The following is an 18,236-nucleotide window of genomic DNA, read 5'->3' on the forward strand; positions in this document are numbered from 1 at the left end:
TTGCGGAGTTCGTTTTGCGTTTTCTGCCCGTCACTTCGAATGCACTGCTGGTGGAACTGGCCGACCTGGACCAGACCCTGGCCTTGCTGGCCTCGCTGCAGCGCGATCCCCCGCCCGGCGTGGCGGAGCTGGTGCCCGCCGCGCGCACCATCCTCGTTCATTTCCGCCCAGTGGCCACCAGCGCCGCCGCGCTGGTACGGGCCATCGCCGCGCGCGACCTGTCGCAGCGCGTCGAGCGCAGCAACATCCTGGTCGAGATTCCGGTGCGCTATGACGGCGAGGACCTGGCCGAGGTGGCCCAACTGCTCGGTATCACGCCCGCGGAAGTGGTGCGCCGCCACACCGGCAGCGAATACACCGTTGCCTTTACCGGCTTTGCGCCAGGCTTTGCCTATCTCAGCGGCGGCCATCCCAGCTTCGACGTGCCGCGCCGCAGTACGCCGCGCACGCGTATTCCCGCCGGCGCCGTGGGCCTGGCGGGCACCTTCAGCGGCGTGTACCCGCAAGCCAGCCCGGGCGGCTGGCAGATCATCGGGGTCACCCCCGTGGCCATGTGGGACCTGAATCGCGAACAGCCCGCGCTGCTGCAGCCCGGCTATCGCGTGCGGTTCATCGACATCGCCACGCTCGATGGCGTGCTCGATGCGGGCAGCGCCATCGCCGCCGGCGCCCCGGCGGGCCAGCCGTTGCCGACGGACAAGGCGCCTGCTGCCGCGGCGCTGAAGGTGAAGGCCACCGGGCTGCAGACCGTGTTCCAGGACCTGGGCCGGCACGGCCAGGCGGGGCAGGGCGTTTCGGCCTCGGGTGCGATGGACCAGGCCGCCCTCAAGATGGCCAACCGCCTGGTCGGCAACCGCAGCGACGGCGCGGCGCTCGAGACCGTGGGCGGCGGCCTGCAACTGCAGAGCGTGGGCGAAACCGTGCTGGCTGTCACCGGCGCCGATGCGGCGCTGACGGTGCGCACTGCCGATGGCCGCCAATGGAGCGTCCCGAACCACCAGGCCGTGGCGCTGGCCGATGGCGACACGCTAAGCATCGGTCAGCCTCTTGCCGGCGCCCGCAGCTATGTGGCTGCACGCGGCGGGTTTGGCGTCGCGCCGGTCCTGGGCAGTTGTGCGACTGACACCCTGGCCAAGGTCGGCCCCGCGCCGCTGGCCGTGGGCGATGTGCTGGACCTGCTGCCCGCAGCGGCCGGCGCTGTCGTGGGCACCCCCGGCTTGCCTGCCGCCGACCTGCCCACGGTGGAGCAGGACGTCGTGCTGGACGTGGTGCTCGGTCCCCGCACCGACTGGTTCACTGCCGAGTCCGTGACGCGCCTTGCCGCGCAGCGCTGGCAAGTCACCCCACAATCCAACCGCGTGGGCCTGCGCCTGGCCGGCGAGGTGCCGCTGGAGCGCGCCATCACCGGCGAACTGCCCAGCGAGGGCGCCGCCCTGGGTGCGTTGCAGGTGCCGCCAAGCGGCCAACCCGTGCTGTTCCTGGCCGACCACCCGCTGACCGGCGGCTACCCCGTGATCGGGGCCGTGGCGCCTTACCACCTGGACCTCGCCGGACAGATTCCGGTTGGCGCCTGGCTGCGTTTCAACCCGGTCGGCGCCTTCGAAGAACTTCAACCGTCAGAACTGCAACCGTCGGCGCAGCGACCGTCTGCCGCCTGAGCGCACAAGCCCCAACCGAGATTTGCGATGAAGAAAGTCCTGATTGCCAACCGTGGCGAGATTGCCGTCCGCATCATCCGCGCCTGCGCCGACTACGGAGTCGGGTCGGTGGCCGTGTATGCCAATGCCGATATCGACGCGCTGCACGCGCGACTGGCCGATGAGGCCTACGGCCTGGACGGCGACCGTCCGGCGGACACCTACCTGAACATTCCCAAGCTGCTCGAAATCGCCCGACGCAGCGGGGCAGATGCCGTGCATCCGGGCTACGGCTTCCTCTCGGAAAGTGAAGCCTTTGCCAAGGCAGTGATCGATGCCGGCCTGGTCTGGATTGGCCCGTCTCCCGCCACGATTGCCCGGCTGGGCGACAAGGTGGAAGCGCGCAAGATCGCCTTGCAGGTTGGTGCGCCGCTGGTCGCCGGCACGGCAGACCCGGTCGCGGACGCCAGCGAGGTACTGGCCTTTGCCGAGCAGAACGGCCTGCCGATTATCATCAAGGCAGCCTTCGGCGGCGGCGGCCGCGGCATGAAGATCGCATGGCGCATGGATGAGGTTGAAGAGCTGTACGCCTCCGCCGTGCGCGAGGCTGTCACTGCCTTTGGCCGCGGCGAATGCTTCGTTGAGCAGTTCCTCGACAAGCCTCGCCATATCGAAGCGCAGGTACTGGCCGACCAGCATGGCAATGTCGTGGTGCTGGGCACGCGCGACTGCTCGCTGCAGCGCCGCAACCAGAAGCTGGTCGAAGAAGCCCCCGCGCCTTTTCTGACCGACGCGCAGCGCGCGCGTATTCACGCCGCCGCCCGCGACATCTGTGCGGCGGCCAACTACACCAGTGCCGGCACCGTGGAATTCCTGCTCAGCGCCAGCGGCGCGATCTCCTTCCTGGAGGTCAACACCCGCCTGCAGGTGGAGCACCCCGTGACCGAGCAGACCACCGGCGTGGACCTGGTGGTCGAGCAATTGCGCGTGGCGGATGGCTTGCCGCTCTCCATTACCGAAACCCCGGCGCCGCTGGGCCATTCGATCGAGTTCCGCATCAACGCCGAGGACGTGGGCCGCGGCTTCCTGCCCACGCCCGGGCCGGTGCTGCGCTTCGATGCTCCGTCGGGCCCCGGCGTACGCGTGGATTCGGGCGTGCAGTCGGGCTCGGTGGTCCCCGGCACATTCGACTCGCTGATGGCCAAGCTCATCGTGACCGGTGCCACGCGCGAACAGGCGCTGGCGCGCTCGCGCCGTGCGCTGCGCGAGTTCCGTATCGAGGGTGTGGCGTCGGTGCTGCCGTTCCACCGTGCGGTGATCGACCACGCAGATTTCCTCGGCGCGGATGGCTTCAGGGTCCACACGCGCTGGATCGAGTCCGACTTCGCCGAACCGCTGGCGGCGGCCACCCGTGCTGAGCCCCAGCACGATGCCAGCCTGGTGCGCACCGCCATCGAGATCGACGGCCGCCGCATGGTGCTGGGCCTGCCGGCGCAGCTGCTGCGCGGCCTCGCCGACGCGCCCGGGCAAGGCAGCGCCGCGGCGCCGGCCCAGGCCGCCGCTACCGACCCGGCCGACCTGCCGTCCCCGATCGCCGGCACCGTGCAGACCTGGAAGGTCGCAGTTGGCGACGAGGTCAAGGAAGGCGATCTGATCGCCGTGATGGAAGCCATGAAGATGGAGATGCAAGTCCATGCTCATCGCGGCGGCCGCGTAACGTGGCAGGCGGCCGCAGGCACGTTCCTGACGGCGGGGACGCGGCTGGTCAACATTGTGTGAATTCACTAAGAATGCCGGCCAAAGGGTAGGGCGCGCCGCTCAGTTCAGCACAAGCCCCGCGTGCGCCAGCAAGCGGCGAAACACCGCCAGGCGTGTATCGCCGGTCTCCGCCAGCCGGTCGCAGACATGGAGGTGTTCAGGCATATCGCTGTGTCCGCGCAGCGCATCCTTGCACTCCCGCTCGGAGATCTCCAGGTGGACACCGGCGAGCACCGCGCGGCCCTTGCCAACCCGTGAACTGACGATGGCGGGCGGCGTGCCATCGATATCCGCATAGACGGCCAGGACCTGCGTGTCGGGGCCGGGGGCGTCGCCGAAGTCAAAGCGGCAGCCGCCATGGTAGTGGGTGTATAGCGACATCGGGACATCGGTCAGGCTGTCCGTGGTGCGCAGTTTCACCGCGGCCGTGGTACGCGGCGTGCCGTCATACAGCATGCCGTCGGTAAGTTCTGGCAGCGAGCCCACTGCCACCGCGTCGACAAAGCTCAGCTCGCGCGGGCCGCAGATTGCGCCCCTGGTGCCGGCGTGAAACGCCAGTTCCCGGCATGCGTAGTAAGCGCCCGCGCAAATCCCGAGGTAGACGCCGCCCTGCTCGACGAAATGCCGGATGCGCGCGTTCGGGGCACCGTTCAGCATTGCACAGTAGGGAAGGTCGGCGCCACCCGGCATGACAAACAGCACCGCCCCATCGAACAGCGTGGCGTCGTGCCGGATGTCGTCTGCCATCACCGCACGGATCTCGTAGGTGCTGGCATGGAGTTGGTGCCCGATGGTCCGCATCAGGCATGCGGTCCAGTCGGAAGCGCCGGCGTCGACATAGGTCAGGATCTGGGGCCTTGGCATACCGGCATCCGTTTTTGAATAAGGAACGGGAACTCACGGGACCGCTCCGGTACCAGTCTCGGAGAGGAGGTTGGGTGATTCAGGGTGCTCTTATTGTGCATCGACAAGGCATATCGTTGCCCTGAATGGATTCAAGCATAACGCTGCCGATCGGCAAGATTTCGGTGACATCGCCAACCGGGAAATCCGGAGAATCGTGGCCGCGAAGCGTCGCGCCAACATCGGGTGGCCAGACGGCCGATCTTCCGACACATCCTTTAGTGCTGCAGGATCTTGTCCAGGAAATCCTTGGTCCGAGGTTTGCGCGAGTTCGGGTCACCGAAGAATTCTTCCTTGCTGCAGTCTTCAAGGATATGGCCACCAACGTCGATGAAGACAACCCGGTTGCTCACCTTGCGAGCAAAGCCCATCTCGTGGGTGACGACCATCATGGTCATGCCCTCATTGGCTAATCCCACCATTACGTCGAGCACCTCGCCTACCATTTCGGGATCGAGTGCCGACGTCGGCTCGTCGAACAGCATGACCACAGGATCCATGGACAATGCACGCGCGATGGCCACACGCTGCTGTTGGCCTCCCGAAAGTTGACCGGGAAACTTGTCCTTATGGGCTATCAGGCCAACGCGGTCGAGCATCTTCAGGCCACGGGCCTTGGACTCTTCCGAACTGCGCCCCAGCACTTTCATTTGCGCAATGGTAAGGTTGTCTGTCACCGACAGGTGCGGGAACAGTTCGAAGTGCTGGAACACCATTCCGACCTTGCTTCGAAGCTTAGGAAGGTTCGTTTTCGGATCGTGCAGCTTGATGCCATTGACAGTAATCTCGCCCTTCTGGAATGGTTCAAGCGCGTTGACTGTCTTGATAAGAGTGGATTTGCCAGAGCCAGAGGGGCCGCATACCACTACCACGTCGCCCTTGTTGACGCTGACTGAGCAGTCATGGAGTACCTGGGCGGAGCCATACCATTTGGAGACGTTCTTAATTTCGATCATGGATTGAGACATAGCTGTTTCCTCAACGTCCGCTCAGCGGATGATGGCGATTTTCCGATGCAGGTGCTTGACCAGGTATGACAGCGCAAAGCAAACGACAAAGTAGAAAACGGTCGCCAGCACATAACTCTCCACCGGACGGCCCCTGGTTGTACCAGCGACTACAAATCCCTTGAGGGCGTCGTTGGCACCGATGGCGTAGACCAGCGAGGTGTCCTGAAACAGGATGATCGTCTGCGTCAGCAGAACGGGGACCATGTTCCTGAATGCCTGCGGCAGGATTACCACACGCAAATTTTGTGCGTAGGTCATGCCTAGTGCGTGACCGGCAGATGCCTGGCCGCGGGGAATGGATTGAATGCCGGCTCGCATGATCTCGCTGAAGTACGCAGCTTCGAAGGCGACAAAGGTGATGACTGCAGCAACTTCCGCGCCAATCGGTTTGCCGATCAGGAGCGGCACGAGTAAGAAAAACCAAAGCAGCACCATGACGAGCGGGATGCTGCGCATACCGTTGACATAGACCGTCGCAGGGATTCCGAAAACCTTCGAGCCCGACATGCGCATGAGGGCCAGAAGGGTGCCGAACAGGATGCCGCCTGCCGTAGCGACCACGGTCAGGATCACACTGAAGTGCAACCCCTTGAGGACGTAGTTGCTGATGATCTCCCAGCTATAGAAGGAAAGGTCGAGTTCCATCGTTCAATGCCCTCCGCTGCCTGCCAAGGAGATAAGGCCTGGAACGCGGGAACGCCTTTCGACGATGGCCATGATCCGGTTGATGGACAGAGCGGAGATGATGTAAAGGACCGTCACCGCAGCATAGATTTCGATAGGACGTGATGTTTCTTCGCCTGCCTGCATGGCGAACCAGGTCAACTCGGTTACCGACACAGAGAAAGCCACCGAGGAGTTCTTAAACACGTTCATGGCCTCGCTCGTAAGCGGCGGGATGACGATCCGATAGGCCATCGGCAGCAGCACGTAGCGGTAGTACTGCAAGGTGCTGAACCCCAGCGCCATGCCGGCGTAGCGCTGGCCACGCGGCAACGATTGGATCCCTGACCGAACCTGCTCGGCAATCCGCACCGAGGTGTAGACGCCCAGCGCGATGACCACCAGGGTGAAGTTGTCGAAGCCCTTCATCGCGGGCACGACGACCGGCATGACGTGGTACCACAGGAAAATCTGCACGAGCAGCGGAACGTTTCGAAAGAGCTCCACCCAGGCGGCGCCGAATCCAGACAGCACGGGGCTGTTGGGAAGCGTGCGCAAAATGCCGATAATCGACCCCAGGATGAAGGCGATAATCAGCGCCAGCACGGCGACAGAGGCAGACCAGCCCCAGGCCGACATCATCCATTGCCAGTACGTGGGAAATGTTCCGGGATCCTGAAAATAGACTTGCCAGTCCCAATCGATTCCCATAGGACGCTCCTGATTATGTTGGTAGTGTGGCGTGCCCGCGAGGGCACGGTGTCGCAGCATGGATGCATGCACAGCCACACCCGGCTGGTGGAGTGGGTGTGTGGCGCTTTCTACCTGCAGGGCTTCGGCTCAGCCTGCTGTGCAAGTAGCCGCTGGACCCGTCTAGTCGGCCTTGTAGGCCTCCGCTGGCTTGTCGTTGGGATTTTCCCAGGCGGCCTTCGTGGCGGCCGATGCTGGCAGATTGAGCGAGGTGTTCGAGGGAGGGATGGCCCTCATGAACCACTTGTCATAGAGCTTGGCGACCGTGCCATCCTTGACCTGGCGAGCGATGCTGTCGTTGACCGCCTTCTTGAAGGCGGGGTCATCCTTGCGGATCATGATGGCAATAGGCTCGACCGACAGAGCCTCACCGACGATCCTGAAGCTCCTTGGGTTTCTCGACATTGCGATACTGCCGGCCAGGACCTGGCTGTCCAACACGAAGGCATCGGCGCGACCGGTTTCGAGGAGCAGGAAACTATCGGAGTGATCCTTGCCGCTGATTTCACGGAAGTCGATGTTCCTGGCACGCTTGTTCTGGCGCACCACTTGCAACGCCGTCGTACCGGTGGTGGTAACGACCGTCTTGCCGTTGAGGTCGGCTAGTGAGTGGATACCGGAATCGGCTCTGACGGCCATGCGTACCTCCTCGACATAGAGCGTATTCCCGAAAGCCACTTCTTTCTGTCTGGCCTGGGTGTTGGAGGTCGATCCGCACTCGATATCGACGGTACCGTTCTTCACAAGAGGTATCCGATTGGCCGAAGTCACAGGAACGTACTTGGTTTCCAGGTGCGACAGACCCAGCTGCTTCTGGATATCGCGGATGATGTTGGTGCAAACGTCATAGTGAAAGCCGGTATATACACCGTTGCCCAAGGTATAGGCCAAGGCACCTGAAGCCTCGCGCACGCCTTGGGTAATGCTGCCCGAGGCCTTGATCTTGGCAAGCGTGTCGTTGCTCTGCGCACAGGCGGCGCCCATGGTCAGCAGGGTCACCGAGAAAGCAAGGATATGTTTTTTCATTTCTGAATGTCTCCGAGATGATGTATCCGTCGAATGCGTTTATCCGGCTGTGGTTGAATTCAGTCGCGCCTGGATTCGGTGGAGGTGTCTTCCTGCGACACCCCAGGCAATTGGTGGACAGGCTTGCGGCAGTTCATACGCTCCTTTCTCTTAATCCTTTACGAGAAATACCGCTTCCACCTCCACCGTCATTCCATGTGGGAGAGATGCCATGCCCACGGCAGAGCGCGCGTGTTGACCCGCTTCTCGAAATGCGGCGACCAGCGTGTCTGAGCAGCCATCGATCACCTTCGGATGCTGCTTGAAATCCGCGGTGCAGTTGACAAGCCCCAGGACCTTTAACACGGCCTGCACCTTGCCAAGGTCACCCACCGCCAGCTTGACGGCGGCCAGCATGTTAAGTGTCGCGAGTTGAGCGGCCGCATAGCCAGCCGGCACATCGTCAGGCGTGGCGAGGCGGCCAGCAATGTAGATTCCGTTATCGCACCGCGGTCCATGACCGGAAACGAAGAGCAACTGTCCGGCGCGCCTGAAGGGAAGGTAGTTTCCCGACGGCGAGTAAGCGGCGGGCAGCGACAGGCCGGCAGCCTGGAGTCGTTGTTCAGGGTTCATGATGGTTTGAGTCGTTTGCGATTGAGAGTGTCTGCGGGTCGGATCTGGCGACAAGGCGCGTCAGTACCGTTCCAGTGCCGAGGAGAAGACGGCGGGATCAACGTTTCCACCAGAGGCGATGACCACGACGTTCTTTCCAGCGACATCGACCTTTCCTGCCAGTACGGTGCCCAGTGCCGCGGCACCGCCCGGTTCGACCACGATCTTGAGCATCTTGAATGCGGCGGCAACGCCGGCCAGCCCTTCGCTATCGCTTACCCCTATCCCCTTGGCCTGGTGTCGACGCAGCACCGCGAGCGTTTTCTCGCCTGCCGTCGGACCGGCAATGCCGTCCAGAACCGTCTTCGGCACCGAAGGGTTGCGCTGCGGTATGCCAGTGGCGAGGGAGCGTGCGACTTTCTCGTAGCCGAGCACCTCCGCAATTAAGATCTTGGTGTCAGGAAAAGCATCCTTAACAGCTTCAGAGACACCGGAGGCCAGCCCGCCGCCGCTGCAGTTGATAACGATCATGTCCGGCGTGACATGTAAGTCGTTCAACTGTTCGACAATCTCCAGGCCACACGTCCCCTGGCCGGCCATGATGTCGTAGTCATCGAATGGCGGAACAACAGTCATTCCACGTAGCCGGGCGACACCTTCGGCGACCTCGACACGGTCCTCCGTTTGCGGGTCGTAGGTCACCACTTCCGAGCCCCACCACCGACAGTTGTTCATCTTGATACGCGGAGCCGTATTTGGCATCACGATCACCGCGGGGCAACCAACTGTGCGGGCAGCTGCGGCAACGCCTTGACCATGATTGCCTGCAGAGAAGGCGACGATGCCAGCGCCCCGTGAAGCCTCATCCATCGACAGTATCTTGTTGAGCGCGCCGCGGATCTTGAAGGAACCCGTCAGTTGCAGGGCTTCTGCCTTGACGAACAGACGACAGCCCGCGCGCTCGCTGAGCATCGGTGACTCGAGCAGCGGGGTGCGCACCACTCGCCCTTGCAAACGAGACGCGGCCTGGCGGATTGCTGCAATATTGAACTCATTCATGCCAGCCTCCTCGGTGGCTGGGCGCTGGTGCTGCTTTCCGTGTTTGCAGGAGCTGTAGTTGCCTATTCATCAGGCGAGCCCCTGGCAGAATCCCTGAATTGCCTCGCATGCCTGTTTCAGCGAAGCATCGTCCAAGGCGTAAGCGATGCGGATATAGGGACCCAGACCGAATGCGCTGCCGTGCACCGCTGCCACGCCAGCTTCATCCAACATGGCGTTGACCACGTCCTCGTCGCCCGTCAAACGCGTGCCAGCCGCCGTTGTTTTGCCGAGGAGCCCCTCGCACGAGGCGAATACGTAGAACGCGCCTTGCGGCATTTCACAGTGCAGACCCGGCGCCAGATTCAACTGCTCGACCACCAGGTCACGCCGGCGTTTGAAAGCGATACGAGATTTCTGAATGAAACCCTGCGGCCCCGTCAGCGCAGCCAAGGCTGCGTGTTGAGAGATGGAGGAAGCGCCGGAGGTCTGCTGCCCCTGCAACTTCTCCATGGAGTCAATCAGCCACCCGGGGCCCGTGCCGAAGCCGATGCGCCACCCGGTCATTGCGTAGGCTTTCGAAACACCGTTCATGGTGAGAACGCGCTCGCGCAGTCTTGGCTCGACCTGAGCGATGGTGAAGAACTCAATACCATCAAAAATCAGATGCTCGTAGATGTCGTCGGAGAGCACCAGGACATCAGGGCGAGCTAACAGCACTTCGGCCAGCGCCTGAAGTTCCTCGCGGCTGTACACCGCACCCGTCGGATTGGAGGGCGAGTTCAGGATCAGCCAGCGCGTGCGGCCGGATATGGCAGCTTCCAAGGCCTGGGGAGTGAGCTTGAACCCGCTATTGGCGCCGCACGACACCACGACGGGCTTGGCTCCACAGAGTTGCACCATCTCGGGGTAGCTGACCCAGTAAGGCGCGGGCACGATGACTTCGTCGCCCTCATTGAGCGTGGCTGCCAAAGCGTTGAAGATCACTTGCTTGCCGCCGTTGCACACCAGCGTCTCGCGCCAGTCAACACGCAAGCCGTTCTCGCGATGAAATTTGGCGGCGATGGCCTCGCGTAATGCGCGCAACCCTGCCACTTGTGTGTACCGGGTGTGTCCTGCACGGATGGCGGCGATACCAGCGTCAAGCACATGCTCGGGCGTGTCGAAGTCCGGCTCCCCTGCGCATAGCGAGATGACCTGTGCACCGCTGGCACGGCGCGTTGCCACGCGGTCCATGACCTTGTAGGTTGCCGATGGATGCGCCGCAGCGAGGAACCGGTTCAAACCGTAGCCCGGCGCGGTCATTTCTCGTCCCTCCAGCCTGTAAGGCCCATTAGCTCCAGCGTGCTTTGGCCGTCGCGCAGGGCGGCCATCATCTTCGCCTCCTTGTCGGCGCGGGCCTGGCCTTGAGCCAGCGTGTATTCGACGTGGGCCGCCGGAATGACTAGCACGCCGTCATCATCGGCCATTACCAAATCCCCGGCCGCTACCGGCGTACCCGCAAAGCTGATCGGCTGGCCGACCGATGGCGAACTGGCTTTAATTGTTCCGCGCATGGAGATGCCACGGGTGAACACCGGAAAGCGGCGGGCCGTAAGGGCTGCGATGTCCCGCACGCCGCCATCAATGACCAGGCCAATCACGCCGGCGGCTTCGGCGGCCACAGTCAGCACTTCGCCCCAGTAGCCAGAAACGAAGCCGCCGGTCGAGACAACGAGCACGCTGCCACGCGGCACCTTTTCCATGGCAATGTGGATGGACAGATTGTCACCGGGCGAGCATTCCAGGGGATATGCGGGGCCGGCGATCGAAGCGCCAGGCCATACCGTGCGGATAGCCGGGTCGACAGAACCGGTGGTCAGGCCGGCAGCCTCGTACAGCGTGGAGGTGCCCAACCGGCATGCCTGCTCCAGCGTTGCCTCTTCATAGCTCTTGATCGTAGACATCAGGCCTTCCTTTGCAGTGTGTGGTAACCCAGCGCCGCTCGAGCCTCGCCCAACGTCTTGCCCTGCGCCAGTTGCTCGCGAATGCGTGATTCGGTCTCTTCAATCTTGCGAGCTGTCTCGGCGACGTCGCGCGCCCGGCTGCGCGGCACGATGACGACACCGTTGGCGTCCGCCACGACGATGTCGCGGGAAGCCACACGCACGGTGCCAATCCCCACCGTGGTGTTTACCGATTCGACCTGCACTCGGTCCTTGCCGGTACGCATGAAGCGGCCTGCCGTAAACAACGGGTAGTTGTCGCCCAGCGCCTTGTTCACATCGCGGCAGACCCCGTCGATGACCGTGCCAGCGATGCGGCGCAGCCCTGCGTACTGGGTCATGATGTCGCCCCAGACCGTGCAATCCGTGCGGCCGTCGTTGTCGATAACCACCACATCGCCTTCCGCGACTTCGTCGATGAAGTCGCCGACGGTGCCCGGCGGCACGCTGGCTGGCACGTACTTGACGGTGAACGCCGGACCCACAACAACCTTCGTGTAGTCAGTCAGGGGCATGATGCCGAGGGCTTGGCCGTGCAGGCCCAGCTTGTCCATGGCGTCCGAGACGCCGGGGGTGTCCAGGCCGGCGAAGAGGGCGACCAGTTCCTGGTCTTCGACACTGGCTTTGAGGGAATTTGTCATGGGAGCTCCAGGGAAAGTCTGTTATTGGGCGCGGATGGCTTCGAACTCCTTGTCGTGCATGACCTCGGCCACAGAGCGGCCGGCGCAGACAGCGGCCACCATGCCGTCTTGTCGCTTGGCGATGCGCTCGCTCAGGTCAAGGACTTCTTCAATGCGCGAGGCGGGAACGAACACCGTGCCGCAGCGGTCGGCAATCACGTAATCGTCTTCATGGACGGTTACGCCAGCCATCTGGACAGGCATGCCGGAGTCAACTTGAATCACCCGGTTGCGAGCACTGATCATGGTCACGCCCCGCCCATAGACCGAGTAAGCGATGGCCTCGCTGCCCTCGATGTCGCGGCTCATGCCGTCAATGACCGATCCGCGGACCTGCTTGACATGCGCCGCGTTGGCCAGGATGTCGCCCCAACAGGAGATGCCATCCACGCCTCCGGCGATCACCAGCACACGGTCATCCGTGGTTACCGCGTCGATAACCGGCGAAATGAGATGTACCGTGGGATTCGCATCGGCCTTCGGGCCGAGCTGGATCGTGCTGGCGCGTCCGACGATCTTTGGGCAGTCCCAAAGAGGGCGAAGCCCATAAGTCGCGCCAGAAATTCCAAGAAAATCGAGCGCATCGGAGACGGTGTTCGTGTCTAGCGATGCGAGGCGGTCGAGTAGCGAGAGCTGGGTCATTGCACTGGGTCTCATGAAGGTACCCAGGCATAATCGGATCGACCTGCTAATATGTAAATTCTGAACTAAATATCTCTGTGATACGATTTTCGGAATAGGACAGATGGGGTTGGCGCGCGCCTGGACGCATCGCCTGTTTCAGATTCCGAGCCTGGAGCCTGCGCAAGGCCGTCGCGTAACACCTATGAACAATACGATCGACTTTCGCCTGATACGGCAACTTTGGATGTTCCTGGCAGTTGCCGAGGAGCAGCACTTTGGACGCGCAGCGCAGCGACTAAACATGTCGCAGCCCCCACTCACCGAGCAGATCAAGGTGTTGGAGCAGGCGCTCAAGCTGCAACTGTTCGAGAGATCCCGGCGCGGCACCCAGCTTAGTCCGGCGGGGGCGGCGATCCTGCCGGCCGTGCGTCAGTTCGCCGGTCAGGTCGAGCGATTGGAGCGGGTCGTGCGCGAGGTCGCCTCCGGCCAGTCCGGCGTCCTGCATATCGGCGCCGTGACCTCGGCTATGCTCGAAACGCTGCCCCCTTTGCTTGAGGCGCTCAAGCAGGCGCACCCGCATCTGACGGTGTTCGTCAAGGAAATCGACAGTGTGGAAGCAATCCCGGCCCTGGAGGCAGGGGAGCTTGACCTGGCTTTCGTGCGCCTCGATGGCGAGGTGGGGAATGGCATCGCCACGATGCCGCTGGCGGAAGACCGGCTCGCCGTGGCACTACCTAAAGATCACGCACTTGCTGCGCTGTCCAGGGTGAGTCTTCGGTCGCTGGCGACCGAATCGCTAGTGATGTCGTCCCGAGAGCGGAGCCCTGTCTACTTCGATCTGTTGACGTCAGTCTGCCGTTCCCACGGGTTCAATCCACGAGTCTTGCATGAGGTCCGCTCAATCACTTCTCAGATCGCTTACGTCGGATGCGGCCAAGGCGTGGCCTTGGTGCCCTCGTCAATGCGCAAGTTGGCTCCGGAGAGCGTCGTCGTTCGCCCGTTGAAAGAGCGCATCATGGTGGTGGCAGCGGCGCTGGCGTGGAATGCCAACCGCTACCACCCGATGGTCGAGGTGGCAGTGGGGTGGCTGAAGAAGCAAAGTGACCAGCGATGATCCACAGTTGGTAGCTGAGGAAAGACTCGACATTTTCGCTTTGTCGACGCGCCCCGGGTGCAAATCAAGGCAACAGCAAGAAACGCTGCATCATCTCCGTTAGTTTTGCCTCGATTAAATCCCCGTCAAAACGTAAAGGCCCCGGGTCGGTCAGCAGGGTCAGGGTAAGCGTGCCCACCACCATCTGCATGGCGATCCGGACTTCTGTCTCGGAAGCCTTCAGGCCCTGGGCCTTCATCTTCTGCGCGAGGGTCGGCGCGACCACGCTCTGGATGTTGCGATTCAGCCGGCGCATCGGGTTGGCTTCCGGCTCGAGCGCGCCGAAGTGGCGCAGCACGGCCTTGAACATGCCCTGGTTCCGTCGGCACATGTCGACGTAGTACCGGACGATGAGGGCGGCGAACTCCGATGCCGTGCCGTGCGCCCATGCTTCGTCGTCCCGGATGGTCTTGTCCGCCTCGGCCTCCATTTCCACAAAGGCGGCCTCGAGGACCGAGGCAATGAAGGCCTCCTTGTCCTTGAAGCGGCCATAGAAGGCGCCGGTAGAGGTGCCTGCGGTGCGGATGACATCGCTGATCAGGACCAGATCGAAATTCGCGTGCAGCTGGATCAGGTCTCGTCCGGCCAGAATCATCTTGGCAAGGGTTTCCTCGCTGCGTAGCTGGCGGGGAGGGCGCAGCGCCGGCGCCGCTTCTGCCTGGATTGCGGCATGCGCGGCGCGGGGCTGGCGCCTCTTGTGATCGTCTTGGCGCTTGAGGGTGGCAGCCATGGGAACGGCAATCCTGATTCTGGACAGGTCAGCATTATGCAGCACAGGCGCCACATGGCCCGGGAGACGCATCCGCTCGCGGTCGCGCCCACCACGATTTCTGCCGTAGGGGAAAGCCCGCATTGAAGCGGGTTCGCCGCCTTCCAATAATAGAATCAGAGTTCTGATTCTGATAAAGCAGCGGGCGCGCCATGCCGTCCAGCCAATAAAACCACGCGGAGACACCATGAAAATCACTGCTGCAGTGACACGGGCGCCGTGCGCGCCGTTCGTCCTCGAAGAGGTCGAACTAGACCCTCCGGGGGCAGGGGAAATCCTGGTCAGGATTGTCGGCGCCGGGCTTTGCCACACCGATCTTGTCGCTGCCGAAGGCATGCTCCCCGTCGCCATGCCTGCCGTGTTCGGGCACGAAGGCGCCGGCGTTGTCGAGAGGGTCGGCGCCGGCGTAACCAAGGTGAAGCCCGGCGACAACGTGGCCATCACGTTCTCCTCCTGTGGCCATTGTCCGCAGTGCGATCGCCATGCGCCGGCCTATTGCCATGCGATGGCGGCGCTGAATTTCGTCGGCCAGCGCGCCGATGGCTCCAAATCGATGCGCGACGGCAATGGCGAGATCTCCGGCAACTTCTTCGGCCAGTCCTCATTCGCCACGTATGCAGTGACGACCGAAAGCAACGTGGTGAAGGTGCCGGACGGCGTTCCGCTCGAGATCGCCGGCACCCTTGGCTGCGGCATCCAGACCGGCGCGGGCGCGGTCATGCGCTCGATGGCATGTCATGAAGGCGCATCGCTGGTGGTGCTGGGCGCAGGCGCGGTCGGGCTCAGTGCCGTGATGGGTGCCGTGCTGCAGAAATGCGGGACGGTGGTCGTGGTCGAGCCCGACGCCAGCCGGCGCGACCTGGCCTTGTCGCTCGGCGCCACGCATGCAATCGATCCGGGCCAGAGCCCCGACCTGGCTGCCGCCGTGCGCGCCATTGCGCCCCATGGGGTGGACTTTGCGCTGGATACCAGCGGCATCCCCGCGGTCATCGCAGCGGTGCCCAAGCTGCTGGCGCCGCGCGGCACCTTCGGCTTTGTCGGCGTGCCGCCCGCGCATGCGACGAGCCTGGGCCTGCCGGGCACGCTGCGCGAGGTCATGCGCGGCGGCTTCACCTATCGCGGGATCATCGAAGGCGACAGCGATCCCGATGTGTTCATCCCGCAGTTGATGGCCCTGTACCTCGAGGGACGCTTCCCCTTCGACAGGCTGGTCAAGACCTATCCTCTTGCCGACATCAACCGTGCCGTCGCGGAGCAAAAGCAGGGGCTGTGTGTCAAGCCCGTGCTGCTGCCCTGAGCCCCAACCCCACCATCCAGTTCGATACTATGAACCACACCGATTTCGATCTTCCCGGCGACGTGGCGCAAGTCCTGGTCGATCCCGGCGCCTATGCCGATCCCGCCCGGCTGCACGCGGCCTATACGTGGGCGCGCGAGAACAATCCGCTGGGGCGCGCCGTCAATGACGGTTTCGATCCGTTCTGGGTCGTGACCAAGCACGCCGACGTGACCGCCATCTCGCGCGACCACAATCTCTTCCACAACGGGGACTACTCCGTCGTCTGCCGGCCCAAGGCTTCGATCGACCATGTGATCGCGACCAACGGCCGCCCGAACATCGTCAAGGCGCTGGTCCACGTGGATGGCGACGAGCACAAGGGCCTGCGTGCGCTGACACAGTCATGGTTCATGCCTAACAGCATCCTGAAGCTGGATGAGCGCATCCGCGGGCTGGCGCGGCAGATCGTTGACAAGCTGCAGCAAAGCGATGGCAACACCATCGATTTCGCCAAGGACATTGCCTTGCATTATCCGCTGCACGTCATCATGGACATCCTCGGCGTGCCGCCTGAGGATGAGCCCCGGATGCTGCTGCTGACCCAGGAGCTTTTTGGTAGCGAGGATCCTGAACTCAAACGCGCCAAACAGGAAAAGAGCGCGGATGACGGGGCCATGGCAAAGAATCTGATGGCGGTGGTGGCGGACTTCCGGGACTATTTCGAGAAAGTCACCGCCGAGCGGCGGGTCAATCCGCGCAATGACGTGGCAACGCTGCTCGCCAACGCCGTCGTCAACGGCGAGCCGATCAGCGAGGTCAGCCGGCTGGGGTATTACGTCATCATTGCCACGGCAGGCCACGACACCACATCGTCCTCGTCCGCGGTCGCGATGTGGGCGCTGAGCCAGTATCCGGAGTTGCTGCCCCGGCTCCAGGCCGACCCGTCGCTGATTCCGCAGTTCATTGACGAAGCGGTGCGCATCGCCTCGCCGGTCCGGCATTTCATGCGGACCGCGACGGCAGACACCGAGATCCGCGGACGCACGATTCGCAAGGGCGACTGGCTGATGCTGTGCTACGGCTCGGCCAATCGGGATGAAGAGGTCTTCGACCAGCCCTTCGACTTCAACATCGACCGCAAGCCCAACCGCCACCTGGCGTTCGGCTTCGGCGCCCATGTCTGCCTGGGCCAGCACCTGGCCAAGATGGAAATGCGCATCCTGTTCGAGGAAATGATTCCTCGTCTGCAACGCGTGGAGCCGGCGGGCGAGATGGAGATGATCGCCTCCTGCTTCGTCGGCGGACCCAAGCATCTTCCGGTTCGCTGCGTCATGCAGTAGCCATCCCATCGCAGTCTGCAGCAAGGCATCCCGCGCCATGAATTCCCAAGACACACTCTTCGTACGCATTGCGCAGCGCAACCGCGAAACCGACGACATCATCAGCCTTGAGCTGCGCGACCCGAACGGGGGCGAGCTGCCACCGTTCGAGGCCGGCGCCCACATCGATGTCCACGTCGCTCCCGGAGTCGTTCGGCAGTATTCGCTTTGCAATGCCCCGTCGGAACGCCATCGTTACCTGATCGGCGTGCTTCGGGATCCCGCCTCGCGCGGCGGTTCGGTCGCCATCCATGAGCGGCTCGAGGCGGGCGCTGTCATCGAGATCAGCGCGCCCCGGAACCATTTTCGGCTGAAGGCGGGCACCCGCAGCATCCTGATCGCAGGCGGGATCGGTGTCACGCCGATGCTATGCATGGCGGAGGCCTTGCATGCGTCGGCAACCGGCTTCGCCCTGCATTACTGCGCGCGCAGCCAGGACAAGGCAGCGTTCCGCAGCCGTATCGAGCAGTCCCCGTACAGGCAGCAAGTCGCCTTCCACTACGACGATCAGGGCGATGCGCAGAAGCTGGATCCCGTCATGCTGTTCGCCCAGGCGGGAAGCGATGACGAGATCTACGTCTGCGGCCCCTCCGGTTTTATCGAATGGGTTTGCCGCGCGGCCGAGCAAGCGGGAATCCCGAAGCAGCGGGTGCGATACGAGTACTTCAGTGCCAAGCCCGTCGATACCTCGCATGACAGCACCTTCGACGTCAGGATCGCCAGCACCGGCCAGGTCTTCCATATTCCCGCGGACCGTTCGATCACTTCAGTGCTGCTCGAAGCCGGCGTCGACATCTACACCTCGTGCGAGGAGGGATCCTGCGGCACGTGCGTGACGCGCCTGCTGGAGGGCGAGGCCGATCATCGGGACGTCTTCCTGACCGATGAAGAACATGCTTGCGGCAACCAGTTCACGCCTTGCTGCTCGCGCGCGAAATCTTCGTTGCTCGTCCTCGATCTTTGAAGCGCCAATCCGCTACCCGGCGACGCA

General features: G+C 63.0%; 18 protein-coding genes. 6 read left to right on the forward strand and 12 right to left on the reverse strand.

Features of this window, described 5'->3' with window-relative positions; translation table 11 throughout:
- Positions 1-14 precede the first annotated feature (14 nt).
- Complete coding sequence (gene pxpB, locus AC3WL8_RS08000; protein ID WP_492378113.1) at positions 15-1,658, forward strand: 5-oxoprolinase subunit PxpB; 1,644 nt, start codon at positions 15-17, stop codon at positions 1,656-1,658.
- Positions 1,659-1,685: 27 nt separating this feature from the next.
- Positions 1,686-3,416 carry an acetyl/propionyl/methylcrotonyl-CoA carboxylase subunit alpha gene (locus AC3WL8_RS08005; protein ID WP_492378114.1) on the forward strand — a complete coding sequence of 577 codons (1,731 nt, stop codon included), beginning with the start codon at positions 1,686-1,688 and terminating at the stop codon, positions 3,414-3,416.
- 39 nt (positions 3,417-3,455) lie between these two features.
- On the opposite strand, the gene AC3WL8_RS08010 is transcribed toward AC3WL8_RS08005, so the two are convergent.
- The 11 genes from AC3WL8_RS08010 to AC3WL8_RS08060 form a co-directional block, all read right to left on the reverse strand.
- Complete coding sequence (locus tag AC3WL8_RS08010) at positions 3,456-4,259, reverse strand: BPL-N domain-containing protein (protein WP_013953343.1); 804 nt, start codon at positions 4,257-4,259, stop codon at positions 3,456-3,458.
- Positions 4,260-4,516: 257 nt separating this feature from the next.
- Positions 4,517-5,254, reverse strand: coding sequence for an amino acid ABC transporter ATP-binding protein (locus AC3WL8_RS08015; RefSeq protein WP_492378140.1), 738 nt, complete (start codon positions 5,252-5,254; stop codon positions 4,517-4,519).
- Between the two features lie 33 nt (positions 5,255-5,287).
- Entirely contained in the window at positions 5,288-5,953 is a 666-nt protein-coding gene (locus AC3WL8_RS08020) for an amino acid ABC transporter permease (RefSeq protein WP_492378115.1), read from the reverse strand.
- A gap of 3 nt (positions 5,954-5,956) precedes the next feature.
- A complete protein-coding gene (locus tag AC3WL8_RS08025) occupies positions 5,957-6,682 on the reverse strand; it encodes an amino acid ABC transporter permease (protein WP_492378116.1) in 726 nt (241 codons plus the stop codon).
- Between the two features lie 162 nt (positions 6,683-6,844).
- A complete protein-coding gene (locus AC3WL8_RS08030) occupies positions 6,845-7,747 on the reverse strand; it encodes a transporter substrate-binding domain-containing protein (RefSeq protein ID WP_492378117.1) in 903 nt (300 codons plus the stop codon).
- A gap of 150 nt (positions 7,748-7,897) precedes the next feature.
- Positions 7,898-8,359, reverse strand: coding sequence for a RidA family protein (locus tag AC3WL8_RS08035; protein ID WP_492378118.1), 462 nt, complete (start codon positions 8,357-8,359; stop codon positions 7,898-7,900).
- 60 nt (positions 8,360-8,419) lie between these two features.
- Positions 8,420-9,397 (reverse strand): threonine ammonia-lyase, encoded by a 978-nt coding sequence (locus AC3WL8_RS08040; protein WP_492378119.1) that lies wholly within the window; start codon positions 9,395-9,397, stop codon positions 8,420-8,422.
- Between the two features lie 69 nt (positions 9,398-9,466).
- A complete protein-coding gene (locus AC3WL8_RS08045; RefSeq protein ID WP_492378120.1) occupies positions 9,467-10,681 on the reverse strand; it encodes a pyridoxal phosphate-dependent aminotransferase in 1,215 nt (404 codons plus the stop codon).
- Positions 10,678-11,322, reverse strand: coding sequence for an RraA family protein (locus AC3WL8_RS08050; protein ID WP_492378121.1), 645 nt, complete (start codon positions 11,320-11,322; stop codon positions 10,678-10,680). Before AC3WL8_RS08050 ends, AC3WL8_RS08045 begins: the two co-directional genes overlap by 4 nt.
- Positions 11,322-12,002, reverse strand: coding sequence for an RraA family protein (locus tag AC3WL8_RS08055; RefSeq protein WP_492378122.1), 681 nt, complete (start codon positions 12,000-12,002; stop codon positions 11,322-11,324). Before AC3WL8_RS08055 ends, AC3WL8_RS08050 begins: the two co-directional genes overlap by 1 nt.
- A gap of 21 nt (positions 12,003-12,023) precedes the next feature.
- Entirely contained in the window at positions 12,024-12,683 is a 660-nt protein-coding gene (locus tag AC3WL8_RS08060) for an RraA family protein (protein WP_492378123.1), read from the reverse strand.
- 184 nt (positions 12,684-12,867) lie between these two features.
- On the opposite strand from AC3WL8_RS08060, the gene AC3WL8_RS08065 reads away from it, so the two are divergent.
- Positions 12,868-13,779 (forward strand): LysR substrate-binding domain-containing protein, encoded by a 912-nt coding sequence (locus tag AC3WL8_RS08065; protein ID WP_492378124.1) that lies wholly within the window; start codon positions 12,868-12,870, stop codon positions 13,777-13,779.
- Between the two features lie 64 nt (positions 13,780-13,843).
- Here AC3WL8_RS08065 and AC3WL8_RS08070 read toward each other — a convergent pair whose 3' ends face one another.
- Positions 13,844-14,548, reverse strand: a complete 705-nt coding sequence (locus AC3WL8_RS08070; RefSeq protein WP_492378125.1) for a TetR/AcrR family transcriptional regulator — start codon at positions 14,546-14,548, stop codon at positions 13,844-13,846.
- 226 nt (positions 14,549-14,774) lie between these two features.
- Between AC3WL8_RS08070 and AC3WL8_RS08075 the strand changes: the two genes are divergently transcribed.
- From AC3WL8_RS08075 to AC3WL8_RS08085, 3 genes are read left to right on the forward strand one after another with little or no spacing between them, the layout of a single operon-like run.
- Positions 14,775-15,884, forward strand: a complete 1,110-nt coding sequence (locus AC3WL8_RS08075; RefSeq protein WP_492378126.1) for an NAD(P)-dependent alcohol dehydrogenase — start codon at positions 14,775-14,777, stop codon at positions 15,882-15,884.
- Between the two features lie 29 nt (positions 15,885-15,913).
- The gene (locus AC3WL8_RS08080) at positions 15,914-17,206 is read left to right on the forward strand and encodes a cytochrome P450 (protein ID WP_492378141.1); all 1,293 of its coding nucleotides are present in this window, start codon (positions 15,914-15,916) and stop codon (positions 17,204-17,206) included.
- Positions 17,207-17,243: 37 nt separating this feature from the next.
- Positions 17,244-18,209, forward strand: coding sequence for a PDR/VanB family oxidoreductase (locus AC3WL8_RS08085; RefSeq protein WP_492378127.1), 966 nt, complete (start codon positions 17,244-17,246; stop codon positions 18,207-18,209).
- Positions 18,210-18,236: the final 27 nt, after the last annotated feature.

Source organism: Cupriavidus sp. FW305-F7, assembly GCF_058782875.1.